The organism is Selenomonas sp. AB3002, assembly GCF_000702545.1.
Taxonomy (GTDB): domain Bacteria; phylum Bacillota; class Negativicutes; order Selenomonadales; family Selenomonadaceae; genus Selenomonas_B; species Selenomonas_B ruminantium_A.
The window spans coordinates 376,588-400,288 of record NZ_JNIO01000002.1 but is presented as its reverse complement, the minus strand read 5'-3'; the positions used below and the strand labels follow the sequence as shown (position 1 = coordinate 400,288).

At 50.4% G+C, this 23,701-nt stretch carries 21 protein-coding genes; 18 read left to right on the top strand and 3 right to left on the bottom strand.

Going from position 1 to position 23,701, the window contains the following annotated elements; all coding sequences use genetic code 11:
• Positions 1 to 10: 10 nt before the first annotated feature.
• Both P159_RS0102160 and P159_RS0102150 read left to right on the top strand, forming a co-directional pair.
• The gene (locus tag P159_RS0102160) at positions 11 to 1,663 is read left to right on the top strand and encodes a sulfotransferase (protein ID WP_029541000.1); all 1,653 of its coding nucleotides are present in this window, start codon (positions 11 to 13) and stop codon (positions 1,661 to 1,663) included.
• A 111-nt stretch (positions 1,664 to 1,774) separates the two neighbouring features.
• A complete protein-coding gene (locus P159_RS0102150; RefSeq protein ID WP_029540998.1) occupies positions 1,775 to 3,937 on the top strand; it encodes a hypothetical protein in 2,163 nt (720 codons plus the stop codon).
• Positions 3,938 to 4,051: 114 nt separating this feature from the next.
• Here the strand turns inward: P159_RS0102150 and P159_RS0102145 are convergent, their stop codons facing one another.
• Entirely contained in the window at positions 4,052 to 4,828 is a 777-nt protein-coding gene (locus tag P159_RS0102145; protein WP_029540996.1) for a hypothetical protein, read from the bottom strand.
• A 297-nt stretch (positions 4,829 to 5,125) separates the two neighbouring features.
• Between P159_RS0102145 and P159_RS0102135 the strand changes: the two genes are divergently transcribed.
• The 12 genes from P159_RS0102135 (at position 5,126) to P159_RS0102080 (ending at position 15,290) form a co-directional block, all read left to right on the top strand.
• Positions 5,126 to 5,632: an adenylyl-sulfate kinase gene (locus tag P159_RS0102135; protein ID WP_029540993.1), complete on the top strand. Its 507-nt coding sequence runs from the start codon at positions 5,126 to 5,128 to the stop codon at positions 5,630 to 5,632.
• A 21-nt stretch (positions 5,633 to 5,653) separates the two neighbouring features.
• Positions 5,654 to 6,571 (top strand): phosphotransferase, encoded by a 918-nt coding sequence (locus tag P159_RS0102130; protein WP_185753579.1) that lies wholly within the window; start codon positions 5,654 to 5,656, stop codon positions 6,569 to 6,571.
• A gap of 32 nt (positions 6,572 to 6,603) precedes the next feature.
• Entirely contained in the window at positions 6,604 to 7,335 is a 732-nt protein-coding gene (locus tag P159_RS0102125) for a sugar phosphate nucleotidyltransferase (protein ID WP_029540989.1), read from the top strand.
• A 16-nt stretch (positions 7,336 to 7,351) separates the two neighbouring features.
• Positions 7,352 to 8,137: an IspD/TarI family cytidylyltransferase gene (locus P159_RS0102120; RefSeq protein WP_029540988.1), complete on the top strand. Its 786-nt coding sequence runs from the start codon at positions 7,352 to 7,354 to the stop codon at positions 8,135 to 8,137.
• Positions 8,127 to 9,071, top strand: a complete 945-nt coding sequence (locus P159_RS0102115) for a bifunctional oligoribonuclease/PAP phosphatase NrnA (RefSeq protein WP_029540986.1) — start codon at positions 8,127 to 8,129, stop codon at positions 9,069 to 9,071. Before P159_RS0102120 ends, P159_RS0102115 begins: the two co-directional genes overlap by 11 nt.
• 430 nt (positions 9,072 to 9,501) lie before the next feature.
• Positions 9,502 to 10,377 carry a glucose-1-phosphate thymidylyltransferase RfbA gene (rfbA, locus tag P159_RS0102110; protein ID WP_029540985.1) on the top strand — a complete coding sequence of 292 codons (876 nt, stop codon included), beginning with the start codon at positions 9,502 to 9,504 and terminating at the stop codon, positions 10,375 to 10,377.
• Positions 10,378 to 10,391: 14 nt separating this feature from the next.
• A complete protein-coding gene (gene rfbC / locus P159_RS0102105; protein ID WP_029540982.1) occupies positions 10,392 to 10,967 on the top strand; it encodes a dTDP-4-dehydrorhamnose 3,5-epimerase in 576 nt (191 codons plus the stop codon).
• Between the two features lie 12 nt (positions 10,968 to 10,979).
• Entirely contained in the window at positions 10,980 to 12,011 is a 1,032-nt protein-coding gene (gene rfbB, locus P159_RS0102100) for a dTDP-glucose 4,6-dehydratase (RefSeq protein WP_029540981.1), read from the top strand.
• A 294-nt stretch (positions 12,012 to 12,305) separates the two neighbouring features.
• On the top strand, positions 12,306 to 12,770 hold the full coding sequence (locus tag P159_RS0102095) for a helix-turn-helix domain-containing protein (protein WP_029540978.1): 465 nt from the start codon (positions 12,306 to 12,308) through the stop codon (positions 12,768 to 12,770).
• Positions 12,771 to 12,778: 8 nt separating this feature from the next.
• Positions 12,779 to 13,147: a transcriptional regulator gene (locus tag P159_RS19040; protein WP_051650052.1), complete on the top strand. Its 369-nt coding sequence runs from the start codon at positions 12,779 to 12,781 to the stop codon at positions 13,145 to 13,147.
• Positions 13,148 to 13,322: 175 nt separating this feature from the next.
• Entirely contained in the window at positions 13,323 to 14,897 is a 1,575-nt protein-coding gene (locus P159_RS0102085; RefSeq protein ID WP_029540976.1) for an ATP-binding protein, read from the top strand.
• A 30-nt stretch (positions 14,898 to 14,927) separates the two neighbouring features.
• On the top strand, positions 14,928 to 15,290 hold the full coding sequence (locus P159_RS0102080; RefSeq protein ID WP_318253480.1) for a DUF1232 domain-containing protein: 363 nt from the start codon (positions 14,928 to 14,930) through the stop codon (positions 15,288 to 15,290).
• Between the two features lie 69 nt (positions 15,291 to 15,359).
• On the opposite strand, the gene P159_RS0102075 is transcribed toward P159_RS0102080, so the two are convergent.
• Entirely contained in the window at positions 15,360 to 15,875 is a 516-nt protein-coding gene (locus P159_RS0102075; protein WP_029540973.1) for a nitroreductase family protein, read from the bottom strand.
• 219 nt (positions 15,876 to 16,094) lie between these two features.
• Between P159_RS0102075 and P159_RS0102070 the strand changes: the two genes are divergently transcribed.
• From P159_RS0102070 to P159_RS0102055, 4 genes are all read left to right on the top strand, one after another.
• Complete coding sequence (locus P159_RS0102070) at positions 16,095 to 17,999, top strand: ABC-F family ATP-binding cassette domain-containing protein (protein ID WP_029540970.1); 1,905 nt, start codon at positions 16,095 to 16,097, stop codon at positions 17,997 to 17,999.
• A 39-nt stretch (positions 18,000 to 18,038) separates the two neighbouring features.
• Positions 18,039 to 19,331: a hexokinase gene (locus tag P159_RS0102065; protein WP_029540969.1), complete on the top strand. Its 1,293-nt coding sequence runs from the start codon at positions 18,039 to 18,041 to the stop codon at positions 19,329 to 19,331.
• A gap of 329 nt (positions 19,332 to 19,660) precedes the next feature.
• Positions 19,661 to 21,022: an RNA polymerase factor sigma-54 gene (gene rpoN / locus P159_RS0102060; protein WP_029540966.1), complete on the top strand. Its 1,362-nt coding sequence runs from the start codon at positions 19,661 to 19,663 to the stop codon at positions 21,020 to 21,022.
• Positions 21,023 to 21,327: 305 nt separating this feature from the next.
• On the top strand, positions 21,328 to 22,593 hold the full coding sequence (locus tag P159_RS0102055; protein WP_029540964.1) for an NAD(P)/FAD-dependent oxidoreductase: 1,266 nt from the start codon (positions 21,328 to 21,330) through the stop codon (positions 22,591 to 22,593).
• Between the two features lie 168 nt (positions 22,594 to 22,761).
• On the opposite strand, the gene P159_RS0102050 is transcribed toward P159_RS0102055, so the two are convergent.
• Positions 22,762 to 23,628, bottom strand: coding sequence for an Rpn family recombination-promoting nuclease/putative transposase (locus P159_RS0102050; protein ID WP_029540961.1), 867 nt, complete (start codon positions 23,626 to 23,628; stop codon positions 22,762 to 22,764).
• Between the last annotated feature and the right edge of the window lie 73 nt (positions 23,629 to 23,701).

The window sequence follows — 23,701 nt, the reverse complement described above, 5'->3', positions numbered from 1 at the left end:
AGGAAAGACAATGGAGAAAATGACGAAATGCCAGGCCATATTTGAGGAAAATCGTCGGGCTATTGATGGGTATCCATGGTTTCATGGAAAACTTACCGGAGGGGAATTTGACGGGAACAAACTGCCGGAGGTGAAGTCCAAAGCACGCCAGTTTTTGGAGCAAGTGGAGTCACCTATGCCCATCCTGCTCATAGATGCCTATGATACGGAAGAACTGGTCTGGATGTGTACACGCTTGCGCACATCAGAAAAGTATGGAGCGGACAACCGGCTATATTTGCAGTACACGTCATGGGACGAATTCCGGTCAAGCCTTGGGGAATGGGATTGGCGCAAGGTGCTGGCCACTGGCAAAGTGGTATTCCTGTTTTCGGAGGAGCAAAAGAAGCAGCATTACCCGAAAGACAGGGATGAAGCACCTGCAGCTCATGTTATGCCTTTGGCAGTCGAGGAAATCAATGAGATCATCAAGACTTTTCCGAGATCCTTTTCTGGATCAGATTTTCTTGTCATGATTTTCGATAATCATCCATCGCTGCTGACCGTGGGCTTTCACTCCTTGGTGAGCTTTTCCGTGATATACCGGGTCTTTTGCGATGGAAAGAGCGTCACCGAAGCGGTGGCGCACATGAGGGCACCTCGAACTGATGCAGAAGTTGCTGTTTTAAAGCACAATTTGCCGGATATGCTGAAATATAAGTTCCGTGAGAGAATTGACCTGTTCTATGCCGCCTTGCAGCATTTCCTTCCAGAGGACAGGACTTGCAGCATGCTGGAATGGTTCAAAGCGTTTTTCCTTGCCAGCAACGAAGCCGTAGGCCGCAGGTTCCGGCAAAGGATTGCCCCTGCCATTTTTTTTGACATTCATGGTTCGAGCTATCCCTACTTGAAGGATTTTGGAATCGGACGTCAGCAGATAGATTTGGATATAGATGAGATGCTGCAATCGTTTACTTATCTTAAATACATTGCCATTGCCAGGAAACCTGTGCGTCGCTTTGGAAGCGCGATGAGGTTCGCCATGAAGGTATTTGCAAAATCGGGATTTAATCCAGTTAGAACATTGGAAACAGATCTTGATCTCAATAGTAATTATGGGAGACATTTGGTGAACCATGATCCAAGATTGCCCATTGCCAGGATGGTGCGCTTTGAAGACTTGAAGCTCTATCCTCGGGAAACATTGGAGAAATGTTGTGAATTTCTCAGGCTTCCATGGTCGGACACGCTCCTGTCCACGACGGTGAACGGGGATCCCAGCGGGATAGTGGATGGCACGGACGGATTTGACACAGCGCCGGTTTATCGGGAGCATCTTGAGGTCTTTTCCCGCTTGGATTACTACCGCATGGAACTTCTGAATGGCGAGGATTGGTGCCTTTGGGGATACAAGCACCAGTATTATGATGGAAGAAAGTTCACGAAGGAGGAATTGAAGCATTTATTCGCTATCCCCTGGAAGCTGGAAAGCGTGAAGATGGAGGGTCGGCCGGATTGGCCCGATGAAGCAAAAATCAAGGTGTGGCATGAATACGCCTATAACAAGGCTTGCTATGTGATGGAGCATGGACAGGATCCGCATCTTGACAAGGATGGAAAACCGATGAAATTGGTGGAATGTTTATTCCCAGACTTGCAGGAGGGACAAAAGATGTATGAGTGAAATAGTGTTCGGTGACCTTGCAACAGTAACTGACACCGAGAGCAGTAGGCTGTGTATTGTGATTAAAGAACAAGATAGTTATTTCAGTGATTATAGGGAAAGGGGTGGAAGATGGTAACGATCGAAAAATGCCAGGTGGAGTTGCTGCCGGTACATGGAGATACCAAGGAGGATTTGGAGCGGGCAAGGAAGTCAATATCAGATTCTCGGGATTTATATGTCTTGGAAGAGCAGGATGGAGAGAGCTACTATGTTTGCACCAAGGGTCGTAAGGTTATTGGTACGACAACATACACCGCGCTTAGTGAAGACAGGGTGCTGACGAAGGTGATGTTTCGCCTCGAGCCAGGGATTTTTCTGAAAGCACGTGATTATTTTCATGCACATCCAGATGCGCGTGGAAATGAATTTCTTGTTCTAAATGAACAAGGACAATTTGTGGCCAGGCTTGGTTGGCAGTCAAATTTGATAGAGAATAAAACAAACGATTCCGGGTTCAACGAGTTCTGGGATTATGAATATCGATACCCTTTGGTGGAGAATGTTCTGAATCAAGCTTCTGCGTATGTTTTTATGCAACTAGAGGAATATACTTTCGCTATTGCTACCTATGTCATGCAACATTTTCCTGAACGTCCTGTTTTCTTTCGGGATGAGAAGGCTGCATGGCCGATATGGCCTGATATGGGCGGAATCAGACCTCAGGTCGTCAAGGATTTGACAATGTTGCCTGTAGGCTTCAAGTATATGTTTATCCTATCCTCAAACATGAATGCTCACGTCCCTTCACTGGAAGACTACGAGATGTGCTGCTACAACTCCATCAATGTCATGTATAGCATGCTTTGGGGTAGCAAGGTATCGCATCCCGGCGATTTCCTGCCACAGAAGACTGTTTTGCTGATTGATTCACGGCACCCTAGAGCTGGATTGGTGGATATTATCCAGAGTATATGCAGCTGTGCTTATCATGCCGAAAGGAACGGCTGGCTGCCTGTGGCAGATTTATCCACTGACAATTGCTGTCAGTATTGGGAAGAGGGGAAAAATGTTTGGGAGGAACTGTTTTTGCCCTTGAACCAGGTCGGAGTGAAACAAGCCAGAGTAGCCAGGAATCTCTTGAAGGCCAGCGACAGTGGCAGCTGGGTTATGTCGCAGGCATGGTGGCATCCTCATTTTCGTTACAGCTGGCACTGTGCCGACCATCCCGATACGGAAGTCGGCAAATATTACAATGAAAAGACGCGCCTGAATGACGCAACATGGGAGTATGTGTGTGTTCATTCACCTGAAGCCATACGCGCAGCCTTGCAGGAGGAACGTATCCGGGAACAGCAGGGGGGCCACGAGGGGGGGGCAAGTGTATCTAAAACCTCTACATTGGGGGTTGTAATGCGTGGTACAGATTTCTATAAAAATGCTTCCAATGCTGATCAGTCATTGGAGATGACGTTGTTTCACTGCCGCAAACTAATGCAGCGGCAAGACTATCGGCATCTTTTTTTGGCCACTGAGGATGCTCAGTGTTTCCGGGCCTTCGAACGGGAGTTCGGGGACAGGCTTATTTGTGTCGAGCAGCCTCGGGTTGTGTTGGACTATCAGAAGGAGTATAGGGAGGTGGTCTATTTATTGGAGGGTAAACTGGGAGGCATGGAACTTGCGCGTAGATACATAACAGTGCTTAAATGTCTGTCTATTTGTGATGACTTGATCTACTCAACAATCTGTGGCGCAGCACGACAGGCCATTCGTTGGAACGCGGGACGCTACGGCTTCTGTCATGGCGTCAACAGCCCTTATTATCTGAGGCTTTTTCGCGAGGGGAAAAGCGAAATCGAAGCAGAGAAAAGAAAATATCTGTTGCACCGCTATATGGAGACATTGCAGAAAGAGGTACTCAAGTGCCGGATAGAGCCTATTTATCAAAAGGATTGCCGTTGGGCCTATCTTCCATTGTCTGATGACAAGATGCTTCACTATGAAATTCTATTGAACGCCGAGGAAGTCTGCATCTGTTTGCATATGGAGGCTCACTGGAAGGAGCATGGCAGCATCTTTGAAGGGCTTGAAAAAAAGGAGAAAATCCATCAAAAATTTTTTAATGGAGTACTTACTTCGGGTTGTTATGCTGTCAGCTACACTACGGAAGCCGTTGATAGCGTGTCGTATGTGATAGGACTGATGTATGCCTTAGTGGAGCTCACCTTCCCAGTTCTTCGTGAAAGGGGACTTCTATCTGATTCAATGTTAGTTGAGGAGTGTGAAAAAGGATGAAATTTTTTGATGAGTTTACCATATAAAAGTGGTTATTAAAGACTTATTTTTCTGTTTGGTTTGGTCGCAGAAAAATAAAAACTCCCGCCTTTATAGGAGGCGGGAGTTTTGGAATTACCAGTTAGCCTGTACAACGGCCTGGGCCTGGCTTCGGGTGAGGGAGTATTTTTTCATGACCTGCTCTACGGCTTTTGATTGGTCTATGGACAAATCCTTTAAGGTAATGATGAGGGTGCTGATAGCACTTTTGCGTTCTTCGGCCCGTACCTTTTTAGATATTTTTTCGGAATGCAGTTCAAGTATCTTACCGCCCATGATCTTTCGAACCTCCTTTTTTAGGGTTGATTTATCATTCAATAGGTAATTGGTGATTTTGATTATCAGGTTGACTAAATCAGCATAAGCATCGAATTTTTGGTTTTTCTCTGCACATTCTGCAAGACGGATATTCATCTCTTGCAGTTCATTGAGCATGGGTTTCATGGCTTGTCGACTATTTTTGATTCCCTTCAATTGCTTGAGTTGTTTTTCATACCTCATGACATAGAAGGGGAGAAAAAGCCATAGCTGTTTATCAAAGATTCCGTCCAGCGAGTATTCCTGAACGTTGATAACAGGGACTTTGTATGTGAGCGCCTGCCCATCGGGGAAATATACCTGCAGGGAGAGAAAGTCTTTCACGCTGCTGTCGGGGCGCAGATAGATTACTGCGGACATAGGGAACTTGACACAGTAAGGAGACTTGCCCTTGTATGCTTTTTCTAGAGCAATGGCAATATCGTACTCAAACATGCGCATAGCCATGGTGCCGTCAGGAGTGCTCTGGCACTCGATGTGGTATAGCATATCGCCAATTCGGAAGATGGAGTCGGTGATGATTTTCCCAGCCATCTCCAGATGCTCATTGCGAAGTTGGTCGAGAGATGTGTCCATGTTGTAATGAGTGCCAAAGGCTTCGTTGATAAGGGGGATGACGAGGAAGGGGAGCTTTTAGACGATGGTTCGGTAAACGTCATCGAATATGGTGCTGGGCTGAGTAGTAAGTGCTTTCTTGTTTCTTCCCGGCATAGGGTAACTCCTTTCATGGAAATTTTCTTACTATTATTTTAGCAAATTGGAAGCTGATGTCAATATCGTAATAACAAAACCGAGAGAGATAACAGATTTGAATATGGAGTGATCTTTTTAATGAATAAAGGTACAGTTTACTGGATCACCGGCCTTTCTGGGGCAGGGAAGACTACTGTGGGGAAAATTTTGTATGAGAGGATCCGTGCAAAGAAGCCCAATGTATTCTTCTTGGACAGTGATGCTGGGAGGATAGTCTTCAATGACAAGTGCGGCTACAGCAGGGAGGAAAGGCTGGATGGGGCTTACCGTAATGCGCGGGTATGCAAGATGATAGCCGACCAGGGCATTGATGTCATCTGTTCTACTATCAGTATGTTCGATGAAGTACGCGACTGGAACAGGGCGAATATCGAGAATTACAAGGAAATATACCTCGAAGTGCCTATGGAAGTGCTTATCAAGCGCGACCAAAAGGGGCTTTATACTAAGGTGCAAAATGGGGAGTGCAAGGATGTTGCAGGTATGGATATGAAACTGGCTTTTCCTAAGGCACCTGACATTAAGGTAGTCAATGATGGCACTTTGGCACCGGAGAAGATTGTGGAGATGATTCTGTCTGATTAGAGAGAGGACGGTGTGTGCAACGTGAAATCTATACAGACTACAGGCGGTGTCTATACTGAAGAGATAAAATCCTTGGTTATCAGGAACATCTGCCGGGTATTTGACTGCAGCCAGGAGGAGATAGAAAAACTAAGTCCCGTGCAGGCTGGCATGACGAACATAGTCCTCTCATTCAAATATAATGGTGGCAAGTACATCTACAGGCATCCGGGTCTTGGCTCCAATGCTTTGGTGGATAGGGGCAGGGAAACCCTTATGCAGAAGATTGTCGAAGATGTAGGCATAGATACTACGCTGGTGGCCATGGATGTGGACGAAGGCTGGAAGATTGCCAGGTACATAGAGCACCGTGACTTTGATTATCATGATCTCAACGATATGGTGCGGGCCATAATGCTCTTTCGTCGCCTTCATGAAGCTCCCTGCCGGGTCAGGTACAACTTCGATGTTATAGAAAAAGCTGAGGGGATAGAAGCCAAGATTCCCAAGGAGCAATATGGCAATTTCCCAGGTTTTGCAGAACTGCGGGAGCGCTGCTACAAACTGCATGAGTTGGCCAAGACAGACGGCATTCGCTGGTGCAATGTCCATGGGGACGCCAGGGATGTGAATTTCCTCATCAACAAAGAAGAAATTTACCTGATTGACTGGGAGTATGGCGGTTACGGTGACCCTGGCTTTGATATAGGTTCCTATGTAGCGGGTGGCATCCATACTCGTGAGGAAGTAGACAGAATCCTGTTCACTTACTATCGGCACCAACCTACTAAACTGCAAAAACGGCATTTCTATGCCTACATTGCCTTGTCTGGCTGGTTCTATATGCACTGGGCAATGCTGAAGGAGTCCAAGGGACAGGCCACTGCACCGCACATGGAAAGGTGGCACAAATATGCTGAGGATTACAGTCGCTTGGCTCTGGAGATGTATGAGAGATAATTCTCTAGCTGGAGAATTAGGAGGCAGAATCTATGAATACCTATATTATCCTGGCGGCGGGAAAGGGGCGAAACTTGGAGCCCTTGACATTAAAATATCCCAAAACGTCCTACAGGCTTGATGAGCAGACTACGGTCTTGCAACGTCAAGTACGGGGCATAAGAAAATTTGACAGGAATGCGGAAATTGTAGTTGTACTCGGCTATATGGCCGAGACTATCAAGGCAGAGCTTCACGATGATAATGTGAAATTTGTCGTCAATCCGTTCTATGAAGTGACAAACTCCATCTCGTCGCTGTGGTTTGCTAGAAATTATCTGGAAAGAGAAAATGTGTCCATTATCCACGCGGATACTGTATTTGAAGATAATCTGATTAAGGAGCATTTGGTAAAGACCACGGATTATCCCTATGTTCTGGTTGACAGCTCGGTGCAAAAACCTGGGGCTTATAACTGTGTCATCAAGGACGATAGGATACAGGTTATGAGCAAGAAGCTGGAACATTTTGATGCCAAGTATTGCTCACTGGTCAAGCTTGATCCTGTATCCAGCCGTCTATTGAAGACCGAGATTGATGAGATGATTCACTCGGATATGCATGATCAGTATTTTGAAGATGCTCTGGTGCAGATGATTATGTTTCATAACTTCCAAGTAAACTGTGTGGACATCAAGGATTATGGCTGGAGTGAGGTCAACAGTGTAGATGACCTGCTCCGGGCCAGAGAGATACACATGAACTCCATCTTGTCTGTTTCATAAGGGGGAATGGTGCAGAATGAATATAGCCATAATACTTGCTGGAGGTAAAGGTACCAGATTTGGAGCCGTCGATGCTGAGGGGCAGGCGGTGCCGAAGCAGTTTGTAGAAGTCTTCGGCAAGCCTGTCATTGCCTACACCATAGAAGTGTTTCAGAACCACCCTGACATAGATGCCATTGAGATTGTTTGTGTGGAAGGGTACAAGGAGCATCTTCAGTCCATAAAGGAAAAATATGGCTTTTCCAAGATAAGGTGGATTACTCCTGGGGGCAAGAACTTTCAGGAATCTGTGTTGAACGGCGTGATGGCGCTGGAGAGAAAGGCAAATGAAGAAGATGTTGTCCTGGTGAATTTTGGTGTGAATCCAATAGTTTCCCAGGAGATTATCTCTGACTGCATCAAGGTGACCAAAGAAAAGGGTAATGCTATTTCTGCCATTGACTTTTACGACATTAGCGGAAGAAAGAAGAACGGTTCATCTGTCGGGGATAAGGATAATTATACAGCAGAGATGATAGATAGGGATTCCGTGGCTATCATGAGAACGCCTTACGGATTTCAATATGGCTTCATCAGGGATGCATATCAGGAAGCTTTGGATAAGGGCATACTTGACGAAATTGAGGAGCATACAACCTCCATGCTGTATGCCTTGGGCAAGACCATGTATTTCTCTCTTGGCTCCCAGGCAAACATCAAGATCACTCGGAAGGAAGATTTGGATTTCTTTGCTGGCTATGTTATGTGGAAAAATGAGCTGGGACAGCAAAAAGGTAAAAGGTGGGGACTGTTTGCAGATTGATTTGAAAGACATTCAGGCACAGTTGGAAAAAGCAGACAAATTAATTATTACCTCTCACATCCATCCTGACGGCGATGCCATCGGTTCATGCCTGGCCCTTTATCACGTACTGAAGGGCATGGGCAAAGAGGTGCAGGTGGTGATGGATGACCATGTGCCGGAGATATTTGATATCCTCCCAGGCTTTGGGGAGATACAGAGATATGAGGGGCAGCCCTTGGAGGCTGATCTGGTCGTGCTGCTGGATGCCCGTCCTGGCAGGGAGGGAAGAGTTTGCCAGGCTGTCTCTGCTCCGGTTCTGAATATAGACCATCATGCTTTCAATGATATGAGCGCCGACTACGCCTACGTGGAGCCGGAGGCTTCAGCTACGGCGGAGATACTATACGGCATCTTCAGGGAGTGGGGCGTGGCACTCACTGAGGAGATCGCCTCATGTCTCTATCTGGGGATAGCCACGGATACAGGGTTCTTCTCCTTTCCCAATACCCGTCCTGAGACATTGGAAATTTGTGCCAATCTCATGCGGGGAGGGGCGAAGTCTGCGGCTTTGGCTGCGGCTGTGTCACGGAAAACCTTCCATGAGGTAGAGGAACTGGCCAGAGGATTAGGCACCATGGAACTCTTCGCCGGGGGCAAGGTTGTAGGGATTTTCTTGGATGAAAGCTTTCGGGATTTGGAGCTTACCGACGCGCTGATAGATATGGTTCGCTTTATTGATGGCATAGACCTGGCAGTGTTGCTGAAGGCAGAGGATGATAAATCCTGCCGGGTGCGCCTAAGGTCTGAAAGGCTGGATGTGTCAGGCTTGGCCTATGCTTTGGGCGGCGGAGGACATAGGGAATCGGCTGGGGCCACCATTAGGGAAATTTTTGCCAGTGCCAAGGTGATTTTGAAGCAGGAAGTATGCTTGTATCTGGGCAGGAATACCTGAGGTAATGTGGCTGTATTGACATCAAATTGAATGAACAAGAATTTTAATCCTCCATCTGAGATGGAGAGAATGGAATAAGCTGAAACGTTGCCCAGAGTGCCAGAAAATGCAAAACCTCCTGTGTTACGATGATATTGGTTTTGCGGCTATATCACTCACCTGTAGGTGTATTCAGGTTCAGTAGATCGGTGTAGGTGTCCCACTGATATGTGTCCTCGGTGTATGCTTTTAGTTTGGCAAGCATTTCGTTTAGATTGTTCAGCATGGCTTTTAAGGTTGTCTTTTTTCTGTTTCATGGTATCGAATAAACTTTCGTAGCGCATGAGGCAACGTATTTTTGGGGAATCTTCTTGCTATTATTTCAACAAATACTAAATAAGGATATACAATATAGTTTGAATTGACAACCGAGTTGTGAGGAGGAATATTTTTGATTAAAAAAGGCATTATCCTGGCAGGCGGTTCTGGCACCCGTCTTTATCCTTTGACGGAAGTGGTGTCGAAGCAGTTGATGCCTGTGTACGACAAGCCTATGATTTATTATCCCTTGAGCACTTTGCTTCTGGCGGGCATCAATGATATCTTGATCATCACTACGACCAATGACCAGGAAGCGTTTAGGCTGCTTTTGGGAGATGGCAGCCAGCTGGGTATCAGTATCAGTTATGCGGTGCAACCTAGCCCAGATGGATTGGCACAAGCGTTTCTCATTGGTGAGAAATTTATTGATGGAGAAGCCTGTGCATTGGTATTGGGTGACAATATCTTCTATGGCTCTGATCTGGCCAAGGCCATGCAGCGGGCTGCTGCCTGCAATGATGGCGCGACGGTCTTTGCCTATTATGTATCTGACCCTGAGCGTTATGGCGTAGTGTCTTTTGACAAGGAAGGACGCGCTACCAGCTTGGAGGAAAAGCCGAAGGAGCCTAAGTCTAATTATGCAGTGACTGGCCTGTATTTCTACGATAAGGACATCGTGGATATAGCCAAGGAAGTGAAGCCCTCGCCCCGTGGAGAGTTGGAAATCACTGATGTGAACAAGGCTTACCTTGAGGCGGGCAAGTTGCGGGTGGAAAAGATGCGCCGCGGCTATGCCTGGCTGGATACGGGAACCCATGAGTCCCTGCTGCAGGCAGCCCAGTTCGTCCAGACCATTCAGGCCCGTCAGGGGCTGAAGGTGGCCTGCATCGAGGAGATTGCCTATCGCATGGGGTATATTGACAGCGAGCAGCTGCTGAGGCTGGCGGAGCCTATGAAGAAGAATGCTTACGGCAAGTATTTGCAGCAGCTGGCTAAAGAAAAGTAAGGGGCGCAGAGAGAATGAAAGTTACAGAAACAAAACTTAAGGGTGTTTATGTAGTGGAGCCGCAGGTTTTTGGTGATGCCCGTGGCTGGTTCATGGAGAGCTGGTCAAAAAGAAAACTGACAGAGGCAGGGCTTGAGGTGGAGTTCCTGCAGGACAACCAGTCCTTCTCCTCCCAGAAGGGAATACTGCGTGGCCTGCACTATCAGCAGAACCCTATGTGCCAGGCCAAGATGGTCCGCTGCACCAGAGGCCGGATCTTTGATGTGGCAGTAGATATCCGCAAGGGGTCTCCCCAGTACGCTCAGTGGGTTGGGGTGGAGCTCTCTGCTGAGAATAAGAAGCAGCTCTTTATTCCCCGTGGCTTTGCCCATGGCTTCATCACCCTCACAGATGATGTGGAAGTGCAGTACAAGGCAGATAACTACTACGCGCCTGAGTGCGATGGCAATGTGCGCTGGGATGACCCGGAGATAGGGGTGGAGTGGCCCATCCAGCCGCTGATTCTCTCCGACAAGGACGAGAAGGCACCTACCCTGGCTGAGCGTATGGAGAAGAATGAAATCAACTTTGTCTATGAGGAAATGAAGTAAGGGAGCGGAATCATGAATATTGTTGTAACCGGTGGCGCCGGTTTCATCGGTGCCAACTTTGTCTACTATATGCTGGAGAACCGTCCCGAGGACAGGATCATCTGCTATGACAAGCTGACTTATGCAGGTAATCTGGCTACTTTGGAAGAGGCTCAGAAGAATGAGCAGTTCAAATTCATCAAGGGTGATATCGCAGACCGTGAGGCTGTCTACAAGATGTTCGAGGAAGAAAAGCCGGACGTCATCGTGAATTTTGCCGCTGAGTCCCATGTGGACCGCTCCATTGAGAACCCGGAAGTTTTCCTCCAGACCAATGTCATCGGCACCAGTGTGCTCATGGATGCCTGTCGCAAGTATGGCATCAAGCGCTACCATCAGGTGTCCACAGATGAGGTTTATGGCGACCTGCCTCTTGACCGTCCCGACCTCTTCTTCACCGAGGAGACGCCGCTGCATACCAGCAGCCCTTACTCTGCTTCTAAGGCTTCTGCAGACCTGTTGGTCATGGCTTATCACCGCACCTTTGGCCTGCCGGTGACCATCTCCCGCTGCTCCAACAACTACGGCCCCTTCCACTTCCCGGAGAAGCTCATTCCCCTCATGATCATCAACGCCATGCACGATAAGAAGCTGCCCGTTTACGGCGATGGCCTCAATGTCCGTGACTGGCTCTTTGTGAAGGATCACTGCGCCGCTATCGAAATCATCCTGCGCAAGGGCAAGGTAGGAGAGGTCTACAATATCGGCGGACATAACGAGAGGCAGAACATCCAGGTGGTGAAGGCCATCCTGAAAGAGCTGGGCAAGGGCGAGGAGCTTATCGAGCATGTCACCGATAGAAAGGGTCATGATCGCCGCTATGCCATTGACCCCACCAAGATCCGTGAGGAATTGGGCTGGGAGCCCACCACCAGCCCTGAGGTAGGCATCAAGGCTACGGTTGAGTGGTACAAAGAGCACGAAGGCTGGTGGCAGGATATCGTCTCAGGCGAGTACCAGAACTACTATGAGAACATGTACGGCAGCCGTCAGGTTATTGGTTGAATTATAACGCCGTTGTTCCAGTTTTGCCGTAGGCAAAACTTCCTCTTGGCGTTTCAACGAGGCGGGAGACATGTACTCATTGCCTGTTATGATATTCGCCACACCCACCTGCAGAGGTGGGGGCTATCTTCTTCCTCGTTATAGATGATCGAACCATGGTTTAAAAACAAGCTTTAAGAACGTATATTACGAATAGGCTAATAACTGAGTAGCTATAGACATAGTGGGTTAAGAGGCCAATAACGCTATGTGATAAACGCAATATCGCAAAATAAAATAAGATGGGAGGAGATTATGGAGAAATACAAAACCAAAGTCGGACGCCATAGAATCGAATACAGATATACTGGGCAGTTCGATGGTTGGGTGGATGCTACCATGGAGTACATGGGCACATTGATGCCGCCCACCCTTTCCAAGCGGGCGGCGGCCATGCTCTTGCTGGTGGCTGGCATGGGCAATGAGGAGATCGTGGACCTCACTGGCATGTGCATCCGTAGTGTCCGGGCTTTGCGGAAGACCATGGAGGAGCAGGAGCCCACCGCTGAGCTTTTTGCTATCAAGCCCGGCTCCGGGCGAAAGAAAAAGACCGAGGGCATCGAGGAACAGGTGTGGGCGGAACTGGATACCGGCAACTACAGTACCAATAAGGCCGTGGCAGATATGCTGAAGGAGAAGTTCGGCATCGAGGCATCTGTGAATCTGGCCTCCAGGCTGGTGAAGCGGTGGAAGGAGACCCGGGAAGGGGCGGCGGAGTAAGGATTGTTATGGTTTGGAAGAATAAGTTCCATGAACGGATCAACGAATTGTGGGAACGGGCCAAAGAGCAAGACCGAAAATTGACGCAGACTGAGTATGCCAGGCGCCTGGGGGTCACAAGAAATGCTTTTATGGGCTGGCTGCGGGGCGTGGGGCAGCCGGATACAGACGGTCTTGTCCGCATTGCCAGCACAGAAAATGTCAGCCTGTCCTGGTTGCTGGGGGATGAAAGGCACTTTGATAAAAATGAACTCCACCAGGACGAGCAGGTCATGCTGCAGATATATCGAAGCATCAGCTCCGAACGCAAGGAGGATCTGATGGCGTTGGCAAAGCATTTCCAAATGCGCGACAGAGACAACGGCTGCTCTACATGACAAACGGCCCTGCATGTGATGATTTACATCTCATGCAAGGCCGTTTTTTATGCCTTGCTTTTTCTATGCCGAAGCCATAGAATATAGGCAAGTGATATGCAAACGTGCAGGCTATGACGAAGATTGTTGTCAGCGGATTAGCAGAGACCGTATTCACAAACGGGAGGTCAGTGTCATGGAGGATTTGAGGCGGCTCCCCATTGGGGTGCAGAGCTTTCGGAGCATGCGGGAGGATGGTTATGTCTATGTGGACAAGACCCGCTATATACATGAACTGGTCACAGGCAGCAAGCAGTATTTCCTGAGCCGCCCCCGTCGCTTTGGCAAAAGTCTGTTCCTTTCAACGCTCAAGGCTTACTGGGAGGGTAGGAAGGAACTCTTTGATGGGCTGGAAATCATGGAGCTTGAGGTGTATCAAAAGAACGACTGGCCATCCTATCCGGTGTTTTACTTTGATTTCAACGGCAAGAACTATCAGCAAGATACGGCCTTGGAAGATGTGCTGGATAAAATGCTTCTTAACTGGGAGGCCGAATACGGTGGAAGCAATGACCGTCCGTTGGAGGATAGATTTCAACAGCTTTTAAGGCTGGCAGTGGAGAAAACCGGGCGCCGCTGCGTGGTGCTGGTGGATGAGTATGACAAGCCACTTCTGGAGGTGTTGGAAAATGAGGCCAGGGAGGAGCACAACAAAGCTGTATTCAAGGGCTTCTTCAGTACGTTGAAAAGCTACGACGAATATCTGCAGTTCGTCTTCATTACTGGGGGGACCAAATTCAGCAAGGTTAGCATCTTTAGTGATCTAAACCAGCTTAGGGACATTTCCCTTACTTCGGAATTTGCCGGCATTTGTGGCATCACGGAGCAAGAACTTACTTCTTGCTTCGCCCCGGAAATCTCTGATTTTGCCAAGGCTCAGGACATTAGTGAGGAAGAGTGTTTGGCAGAGCTGAGAAGACAATATGATGGTTACCATTTCTACCCACGAAGCGAAGGCGTATATAATCCCTTCAGCCTGTTGAACGCTCTGGCAGATAAAGATTACAATCCCTACTGGTTTTCTACTGGCACCCCTACTTTTATGGTGCGGCGCTTGAAGAACCTGCACTTTGATCTGCGCCAGTTCGCTGATGGTAGCTTATGCGCTAATGCTGCTACGCTCACGGACTATCGGGCGGATAATCCTAACCTTGTGCCTTTGCTGTATCAGACAGGTTACCTTACCATATCGGATTACGAGCGCAGGGGGAAACTGTATCTGTTGAGTTTTCCGAATGAAGAGGTGAAGTTTGGCTTCATGGAGAGCCTGCTTCCTGAATATGCGCCCCAGACCTACCCAGGCTCCGGCAAGGATATTCTTTCCCTGCGTCGTCGGATTGAGGAAGGTGATGTGGAAAGTGTCCGTGAGATTCTTACGGCACTATTTGCAGGTATTCCCTATACCACGGACGATGCCCCTTTCGAGCATTATTTCCAGTCTGTGCTTTACATAATATTCACCTTGTTGGGGCAGTTTGTCACATGTGAAGCACACAGCAGCCGGGGAAGGGCTGACTGCATAATAGAGACAGATGCTTTCGTTTACATTTTCGAGTTCAAGCTGGATAAGCCGGCCGCCGAGGCGCTCGCCCAGATTGATGAAAAAGGTTATGCTAAGCCTTACGGGGCAGATTCCCGTCAAATTTTCAAAATCGGGGTATCCTTTGATTCGAGGGAGCGGAGCCTGAAGGAGTGGCTGGTGGGAGAGTGATGAATACACACTATGGGACGCATATTTAATTTGCTGAAGCTGTTTCGACATGATTTTATCGTGATGCTCATTGCCCTGAGGAACAAGGATACCCCCAAGTCTGTCAAGGGGCTTCTGGTGGCTGCGCTGCTTTACTTTATCAGCCCTGTGGACCTGGTGCCGGATGCCCTGCCTTTGGCTGGCATGATGGATGATCTGGTCATTGTGCCCATGGCGGTGGAGGGGCTGCGGAAGCTGCTGCCCTATCATGTGCTGCGTGACAGCGAGGCCAAGGCGGCGGGTTTTGCCAGGTATATGCCCTGGGCGCTGGGACTGGCTACCTTTTTCATCGCCAGCTGGTTTATCCTGCTTATCTGGGGACTGTTCAGCCTGATAGCGCATATTTTTGGCTGATGACAAATCATATCAGGCATAGCAAAAGCCCGGAGCGCAATTGACTCCGGGCTTTTGTCGTGCAGATTATCAGCGGTAGGAAACAAGTTCCTCTATAGGCTTGGTTTTCTCATGGGTGGGAGTGGGGCGCACGCCCTCGGCAGCGTAGCCGAAATCCATCAGGAGCACTACAGTCTCATTCTCCGGCAGCTTCATGGCCTCGGCGGCCTTGTCGGGGTCGAAGAAGTTCAGCCAGCAGCTGTCCACCCCTTCGGCTTTGGCTGCCAGCATCATATGGGTGGCGACGATGCTGGCATCTTCGGCGCCGGAGTTGTATTTGTCGCCGGGATAGGTAAAGCAATGGGTGCTGTCGTAGGTCACTGCCATCACTACAGGGGCGCCGTAGCGGCAGGGGGTCAGGCTGTCTACCAGCTGCAGGGCTTCCTCACTCTGCATGACGTAGACATGTTGGGGCTGGCTGTTCTTGGCGGTAGGAGCCAGCTGTCCTGCCTTGAGAATCTTGTCAAGTATCTCCTGGGGCACGGCTTTGGCAGGATCATACTTCTTGCAGGAGTAGCGCTCCTGGGCCAGTTTCAGAAAGTCCATGATAATCCTCCTTAGGGAATAGAAAGTTTAGCGAAACTATCAGCTTTTTATTCTTGAGCACAAGGCTTTTTTCCTGCTGCAAGGGCAAAAATTGTTTCATTTTAACGGAGATATATTACAAATGCTGTAACTTGTTGCATTGGTGCGGGTTTATCTTGCGCCATGAAAGGCAAACAGTTAAAATAGTAGGGAATGTTAAATGTGCGTTAGAGGTCGAGAATGGTCATTACAGTAGAGAATTTCACCAAGTCCTACGGGGAGAAAGAGCTCTTCACGGGAATTGATTTCAGCCTGGATGAGGGCGATAAAGTAGGCATTGTGGGGGTAAATGGCACTGGCAAGTCCACTTTTCTGAAAGCGGTGGCGGGGCTCCTGCCTGTGGACGATGGCACCATGACCACCATGAAGGGGCTGCGCTTGGAGTATCTGGCCCAGGATAAGGAACTGACGCCGGAGAATACGGTTCTGACGGAGGTCTTCCGGGGCTATACGCCGCTGATGGAGGCTCTGCGTGGCTATGAGCTGGCTTTGAAGGAAATCGAGGAACAGCCGGAGAATAAGACCATACAGGAACGGCTGGCCAGGTACAGCGCTGTCATCGATGCCGAGGAAGGCTGGGGGCTGGAGGCGGCAGCCAAGACGGTGCTCACGAAGCTGGGAATTACGGATTATCGTGAAAAGGCAGGCAACCTTTCCGGGGGACAGCAGAAACGGCTGGCGCTGGCTTCGGCGCTGATCCAGCCCTGTGACTTGCTGCTTTTGGACGAGCCTACCAACCATCTGGACAGCGAGACCATTGCCTGGCTGGAGGAGTATCTGAAGTCCCGCAAGGGGGCGCTCTTGATGGTGACCCATGACAGGTACTTCCTTGACCATACAGCCACCAAGATACTGGAACTGGACAAGGGCAGGGCCTACACCTACACCGGCAACTACTCCGACTACCTGGAGCAGAAGGAAGCCCGCCTGCAGCGGGAGGAAGCCAGCGAGCAAAAGCGGCAGAACTTCCTCAGGAATGAGCTGAAATGGCTGCGCCGGGGAGCACAGGCCCGCTCCACCAAGCAAAAAGCCCGCATCGAGCGCTACGAAGAGGTCAAGAACCAGAAAGTTGATCTGGACAGGGGCGAGGTGCAGATAGGGCTGGCAGGCAGCCGCCTGGGCCGCACAGTGATTGAGCTGGAGCATATCCACCACGAGTTCGAGGGCGTCACCTATATCAAGGACTTTTCCTATACGGTGCTTCGAAATGACCGGGTGGGCATCTTGGGCCGCAATGGCCAGGGCAAGACCACCCTGCTGGATATCATCTCAGGGCGGCTGCAGCCCACATCCGGCACTGTGACCATCGGCCAGACAGTGAAGATTGGCTACTTCACCCAGCAGGCTCGGGATATGGACGAGCGTCTGCGGGCCATCGAGTACATCAAGGAAGGGGCGCACTACCTGACGCTGGCAGATGGCAGCAGGATTTCTGCCACCCAGCTGATGGAGCGGTTCCTGTTCCCGGGAGATTTGCAGTGGACGCCTATTTCCCGGCTTTCTGGAGGGGAGCGGCGCAGGCTTTATCTCTTGCGCATCTTGATGGAGGCGCCTAATGTGCTGCTGCTGGACGAGCCTACCAATGACCTTGACTTGGAGACTCTGGCGGTGCTGGAAAGCTTCATTGACGACTTCAACGGCGCCATTATCTTTGTTTCCCATGACCGCTTCTTTGTGGACAGGCTGGCTGACAAGGTCTTTGCCTACGGGGAAGACGGCACCCTCACCATGTATCCGGGGGGCTATAGCTACTGGAAGGAAAAGCAGCTGGAAATGGAAGCGGCGCAGGAAGCAGCAGCAGTTTTCAAGCCGAAAGAAAAGCAGGAAGCTGAACCAAAGCCGGAGAAGCCCAAGGCTGCCCGCAAGCTGACCTTCAAGGAGCAGAAGGAATACGCCGAGATTGAGGGGCTCATTGCCAGCAAGGAAGGGGAACTGAAAGTGACCCAGCTGCAGATGGCCCAGAATGCGGCGGATTATGGCAGGCTGAATGAGCTCAGCAAGGAAGAAAGCCGCCTGCAGCAGGAGCTTGAGCATCTGATGGAGCGCTGGGCTTATCTGGAAGAAATTGCCGAAGAGCAGGGCTGAGCCTTGTTTTTATAGAATATTAAAAAGGGGATAGAAATCATGGCATTTGACAAGCATTTGTATGACAGCATCATCAAGGAATTCACTGTGGACAAGGAGCAGCTGCAGATGATTGCGGCTGACTTCCGCTATGACCTGAAAAAAGGCCTGGTAGATCCTGATGAATCCTCCCTGCGCATGCTGAAATCCTATCTGGGCCTGCCCTCCGGCAAGGAGAAGGGTGAGTACCTGGCACTGGATTTCGGCGGCACCAATGTGCGCGTGCTGCTTATCCGCCTGGAGGGCGAGGGCAAGTTTGAAATCCTGAAGAAGGTGGCCAAGCCTCTGAAGGTGGAGGGGCAGTACGATTATATCGGCGCTGATTCCACTGCCGAGCAGATGTTTGACCTGCTGGCAGAGCTCATCGACGAGGCTATCGAGGGTAACCATGAGCAGCAGTACCTGCTGGGCCACACCTTCTCTTTCCCCTCCGAGCAGACTGATCTCAACAATGCCAAACTCATCATCTGGACTAAGGAATTTGCCACCCCGGGCGTGGAGGGCAAGGTGGTGAACGACCTGCTGCTGGAGGCCCTGCACCGCCGCGGCATCGAGAACGTGAAGCCCGCCGCTGTCATCAACGACACGGTGGCTGTGCTTCTTTCCGCTGCCTACAAGCAGGGGGGCACCTACATCGGCTCCATTTACGCTACGGGCCACAATACCTGCTATCTGGAGCCTTACGCAGACAGCGCAGACAAGGCCATGATCCTCAATCTGGAGTCCGGCGGCTTCATGAAGCTGGTGCCCAACCGCTTTGACACGGCCTTTGACGAAGCTTCTGAGAAGCCCGGCGAGCAGCGTCTGGAGAAGATGGTTTCCGGCCGCTATATGGGCGAGCTCTTCGGCATGGCTCTGGCAGAACTCTTGGACGAGAAGGGCAAGGCCTATGGCTTCACCAGCATCGACATGAGCGGCATGCTGGAGGACGAGAGCGCAGGCCGCACGAAGGTGCAGGAAATCGTCAAGGAAAGGACCGGCCGTGAGCTCACCGCCGAGGAAGCTGAGCAGGTCCGCGACCTGGTCATGACCGTGGTAGTGCGTTCCGCCCGTCTGGTGACGGCTTCCTTCGTTGGCATTATCTGGCAGCTGTCCGGCAAGGACGGCGTGCAGCAGCAGCATATTGCCGTGGACGGTTCTGTCTATGAGAAGATGCCCTTCGTGAAGGAGAATATCATGCGCGCCCTGTCCGAGCTCTTGGGCGAGGATGCGGCTAAGGTTGATACGGTGCTGGATAACGGCGGATCCGGGTTGGGAGCAGCCCTTGCTGCTGCCATGTCTGTTGAAAAGTAAGGATTAGAAATACCAGTGGGTACAGCTGATTTTTAGAATTACTCCGTAAATCGTAGGCCTTACCTGCCCCGTGAAACGGGGAAGGTTAAAATATGCCAGTGGCATATTTTAGGCCGAAGGTGGTGGAAGGGGCGAAGGAAACGTGACGGCTTCGATTCCCCCCCTTCCACCGGCTCCGCCGGTCCCCCTCCAGGGAGCCCACCGGGCTCCCGCGCTTAAGCGCCCCCCGCAAGCGGTGGAGGTAAAAACTGCTAGGAGCGTAGTTTTTCTAAATGTAAAAATTCACTGCTCATGAGTATAACATTAACTTGGAGAGAAGGAGGTACTTGATGGAACAGTCACTGCAAATGAATTTATCCCAGCATCTCGCCATGACTTTTGAGATGCAGCAGGCTATCAAGATACTCCAGCTCTCCGCCCAGGACCTCAGAAGTCTGGTGGAACAGGAGTACCTTGACAACCCGACCTTGGAAATGGAATATGGGGCGGGGGCTGAGAGCAAGGAAGATATCTTCAGCGTGGAGGATATTTCCGCTTTGGCGGATTATCTCTACGAGGGAGGGGGCGAACCTGCCTACTTCACGGACGATGTGGACCACGGCCTGGAAGCAGCGGCTCCCTTGGGGCTGACCCTGGAGCAGGAACTGCTGCAGCAGGTGGAGTTTGCCTTTGCCCCGGAAGACGAGGCTGGCCGTTCTATTGCCACCTTTATGGTGGGGTCCATTGACAGCCGTGGGTATCTCACCCTGCCGGTGGAGGAAATCGCCAGGGCCACGGGCACCAAAGTGGAGCAAGTCTTAGCGGTGCTGGAAAGAGTTCAGGCCTTTGAGCCCTTGGGGGTGGGGGCCAGGGATCTGGCTGAATGCCTGCGCATACAGGCAAAGGCCCAGGGCATCTACGAGGGACTGGTGGCCGCTGTCATAGACAAGCATCTGTCTCTGGTGGCGGAATTGGGTATTAGGGAAATCGCTGCTGCCGAAAAGGCCAGCCCTGAGGATGTGCAGCTGGCGGTGGATATCGTCAAGACCTTGAATCCCAAGCCGGGCAGCACCTACGGCACGGAAAATGCCAGCTACATCACCCCGGATGTGACCATCGAGAAGGTGGACGGGGGCTATGAGGTGCGTCTCAATGACAGCTATGTGCCCAAGCTACACATCACCAATCTTTACCGCCAGGCGGCTTCCTTCGATGATGATACCCAGAAATACATCAAGAAGCGTCTGAGCGCTGCTACTTGGCTCATCAACAGCATCGAGCAGCGGCGGGAAACCATCCGCAAGGTGGTGGAGGAACTGGTGCGGGTGCAGCGGGAGTTCCTGGACAAAGGCCCCGCTTATCTGAAGCCTTTGACCATGAAGGAAGTGGCGGAGGCCATCGAGGTCCATGAGAGCACCGTCAGCCGGGCCGTAGCCAACAAGTACGCGGAGATTCCCGGAGGGCTTATGCCCCTCAAGGGATTCTTCCAGACGGGCCTGGGCAAGGCAGGCAGCGGGGAGGATTTCCTGGCCAGCCAGGCGAAAGCAGAACTGGAGCGGCTGATCAAGGGAGAGGACCCCCGAAAGCCTCTGAGCGACCAGAAGCTCTGCGAGCTTTTGAAGGCCAAGGACATGGATATTTCCCGCCGCACAGTTATGAAGTACCGGGAACAACTGGGCTATCCTTCCTCCGTCAAGCGAAAACGCTATTGAATTTTAGTTAGTTTTACTACAATTAAATACAATTAACCTGTTTGAAATCGTAGCAGAGGCAAATCTGCTACGATTTTTCAATTTGTGTTGTTAAATAAACCAATAATAGTAATCTGTAGAAATGTTACGCTTTTGTGGGAAAAAGTAATAAATTTGTGAAAATATGTTAATTACCTCTTGCAATAAGCCATAAACATGATATTATATATAGCAAGCAGAGTAAGTAATATTTTTCACATATTAAAGTTAATTTTTTCACTTTTGTATACTCTCTGGATTGTGTAGGTGTTTGGGAGGTTTTTTTCATGGCAGACAGGAAAAAAGTAGTTATAGTAGGCGGCGGCTTCGGCGGCATCAAGCTGGCTAAGGATCTGGCCAGGGAGGACGTGGATGTGCTCCTGGTGGATCGTCACAATTACCATCTGTTCCAGCCCCTGCTGTATCAGCTTTCCACTGCCATGCTGGGCACTGAGGAGATCGCCTATCCCATCCGCAACTTCTTCCGTGAGAACAAGAATGTGGAGTTCTTCATGGCCAAGGCCCAGGGGGTAGACCAGGAGCGCAAAGTGCTCCTCACCAACCACGGGGAGATCAGCTATGACTATCTGGTGCTGGCAGCCGGCGCCACCAACAATTTCTTTGGCATGAAGGAAGTGGCAGAGCACGCCTACGGCATGAAGTCCCTGCAGGAGGCCCTGCATATCAGGAATCATGTGCTCCATATGTTTGAGCGTGCCAACAAGCATGAGGATGATGAAGCAACCCGCCGCAAGATGCTCACCTTCGTGGTGGTGGGGGGCGGCCCCACTGGCGTAGAGGAAGCAGGGGCGCTCATCGAGCTCATCAATATCCAGAAGAAGGAGTTCCACAATCTTGATTTCAATGAGGTGAAGGTCATTCTCCTGGAGGGCACCAACAAGCTGCTGGCCATGATGCCCGAGGATATGCAGCAGGAAACCGTGCGGGTGCTCAGGAAAAAGGGCGTGGATGTGCGGCTGGAAGCTCAGGTGAGCGGCTACGACGGAGAGGTGCTGAAGCTGAAGGACGGCACGGAGATTCCCTCCTCCACAGTTATCTGGGGAGCCGGGGTCAAGGCTGTGCCCTTCATCGCCAACTGTGGCGGCGAGGTAGACAGGGCAGGACGCATTATCGTGGATGAATATATGCGTGTGAAGGGCAGCGACTGTGTCTTCGCCATCGGCGACTGCGCCAACTACTGCCACGGCACGGAGCGTCCCCTGCCCACCATCGCTCCCGTGGCTACCCAGCAGGCAGCCGCCTGCGCGGTGAACATCATGAAGCTGGTGCGTGGAGAGACCAATCTGGAGCCCCTGCACTACAAGGACCTGGGCACCATGGCCACCATCGGCAAGGGTGATGCGGTCATGTCCTGGAAGGGCCACACCATGAGCGGCTTCTTCGCCTGGTGCGCCTGGCTGTTCGTCCACCTTATCCGCCTGGCCGGGCCTTACACGAACTTCACGGTGGCCATCAAGTGGATCTGGAACTGGATTGCCGGCATCCGCCTGGGACGCATCATTACCAATATCAAACTGGACCCGGAGAATTGAAAAACAACAGTCAGGCCGGTAGCGGATATACTGGCGCAGAAAATTTAAAAATGTTGTTTTAGTTTTCAGTTGGTGTTATGATATAGCCATAACAGAAAAGTAATTCGTGCAGTGCACAACAAGAAGCCCGTCGGAGTGATTAACCGACGGGCTTTTTGCTTACTGGAATTAGTTATAGGCGAGGTTATTATTGTGAGCGATTTTTTTGACGTTCTCCAAAGAAGTGGAGGCTAGGCGGGAAATTCTTTCGTAGGGTTCATGTTCTCGTAACATATTGATTACGAATTCAGTGGTTTTTGCATCAGCAGTTTCAGCACTGGCCTTTTCTGCAGCTTCTTCAGCCCTAACCTCCATGGCTCTGTTCCAATCCCATTTGAAATTGACCATATCGAAAACCTCCTTCTGTTCCTTGCTGGCAAAGTAGTCGGCCAGAAGGTCATGTTTCTTGCAATAGCGGATAGCCGAGGTGATGGCTTGGCGGAGCGTTTTTCCTGCGGCTACTTCGATGCGAACTTGATTGACGAAAATGCTGTAGCATTTGAGGTCGTGACATTTTTGCAGCAGTTCGCCGTTTTTGGCGTAGTTGATGTTAAAGGCTGTGACTTCAAGCTCCAGAGTGCGGTTGTTTTCTTTAAAGGCATCGGAAAGACGCATGGTCCACTTTTCCGGGGCATCGTCGGTGCCGTTGTAGAATACGTAGAAATGTGGGGCGGGCAGGGTGATGCGGGTTTTCTTGTAAGGCGCATCAGGCGTAACCCGTTGCCTGTAGAGTTTGGAGATATACCAAAGCATACGCAAGGGGAGATTCTCTGACAGGGTTGACTGGTGCTCCATGAGTATGATGAAATCATTGCCAGCCATAAAGCTGATGTCGTTTTTGATGTCCTCAAAGAAAGTACCGCGCAAAGTGGTGATCTTGATTTCGTTGAGGGGAATAAGTTTCCCTGTCAAGGCATGATAGATTCGTTGCAGGCGTCGCTTGTCATTGAAAATATCGCGGAAGAGTGAATCCTTGTATGTACGCTTAGGCTTCATGGCTTGTCGCCTCCTATGGTGATTATACCACGAATTTAATAGGCAAGAAAGGCGGGAAAATAATGGCACACAC

Coding starts and splice junctions, on each gene's coding strand:
- P159_RS0102075 (WP_029540973.1), bottom strand. CDS start 15,875: ATGGACTTTCTGAAACTGGCCCAGGAGCGCTACTCCTGCAAGAAGTAT.
- P159_RS0102135 (WP_029540993.1), top strand. CDS start 5,126: ATGAATAAAGGTACAGTTTACTGGATCACCGGCCTTTCTGGGGCAGGG.
- P159_RS0102070 (WP_029540970.1), top strand. CDS start 16,095: ATGGTCATTACAGTAGAGAATTTCACCAAGTCCTACGGGGAGAAAGAG.
- P159_RS0102065 (WP_029540969.1), top strand. CDS start 18,039: ATGGCATTTGACAAGCATTTGTATGACAGCATCATCAAGGAATTCACT.
- P159_RS0102050 (WP_029540961.1), bottom strand. CDS start 23,628: ATGAAGCCTAAGCGTACATACAAGGATTCACTCTTCCGCGATATTTTC.
- P159_RS0102085 (WP_029540976.1), top strand. CDS start 13,323: ATGGAGGATTTGAGGCGGCTCCCCATTGGGGTGCAGAGCTTTCGGAGC.
- P159_RS0102125 (WP_029540989.1), top strand. CDS start 6,604: ATGAATACCTATATTATCCTGGCGGCGGGAAAGGGGCGAAACTTGGAG.
- P159_RS0102160 (WP_029541000.1), top strand. CDS start 11: ATGGAGAAAATGACGAAATGCCAGGCCATATTTGAGGAAAATCGTCGG.
- P159_RS19040 (WP_051650052.1), top strand. CDS start 12,779: ATGGTTTGGAAGAATAAGTTCCATGAACGGATCAACGAATTGTGGGAA.
- rfbC (WP_029540982.1), top strand. CDS start 10,392: ATGAAAGTTACAGAAACAAAACTTAAGGGTGTTTATGTAGTGGAGCCG.
- rfbB (WP_029540981.1), top strand. CDS start 10,980: ATGAATATTGTTGTAACCGGTGGCGCCGGTTTCATCGGTGCCAACTTT.
- P159_RS0102145 (WP_029540996.1), bottom strand. CDS start 4,828: ATGGCTGGGAAAATCATCACCGACTCCATCTTCCGAATTGGCGATATG.
- rpoN (WP_029540966.1), top strand. CDS start 19,661: ATGGAACAGTCACTGCAAATGAATTTATCCCAGCATCTCGCCATGACT.
- P159_RS0102120 (WP_029540988.1), top strand. CDS start 7,352: ATGAATATAGCCATAATACTTGCTGGAGGTAAAGGTACCAGATTTGGA.
- P159_RS0102095 (WP_029540978.1), top strand. CDS start 12,306: ATGGAGAAATACAAAACCAAAGTCGGACGCCATAGAATCGAATACAGA.
- P159_RS0102150 (WP_029540998.1), top strand. CDS start 1,775: ATGGTAACGATCGAAAAATGCCAGGTGGAGTTGCTGCCGGTACATGGA.
- P159_RS0102055 (WP_029540964.1), top strand. CDS start 21,328: ATGGCAGACAGGAAAAAAGTAGTTATAGTAGGCGGCGGCTTCGGCGGC.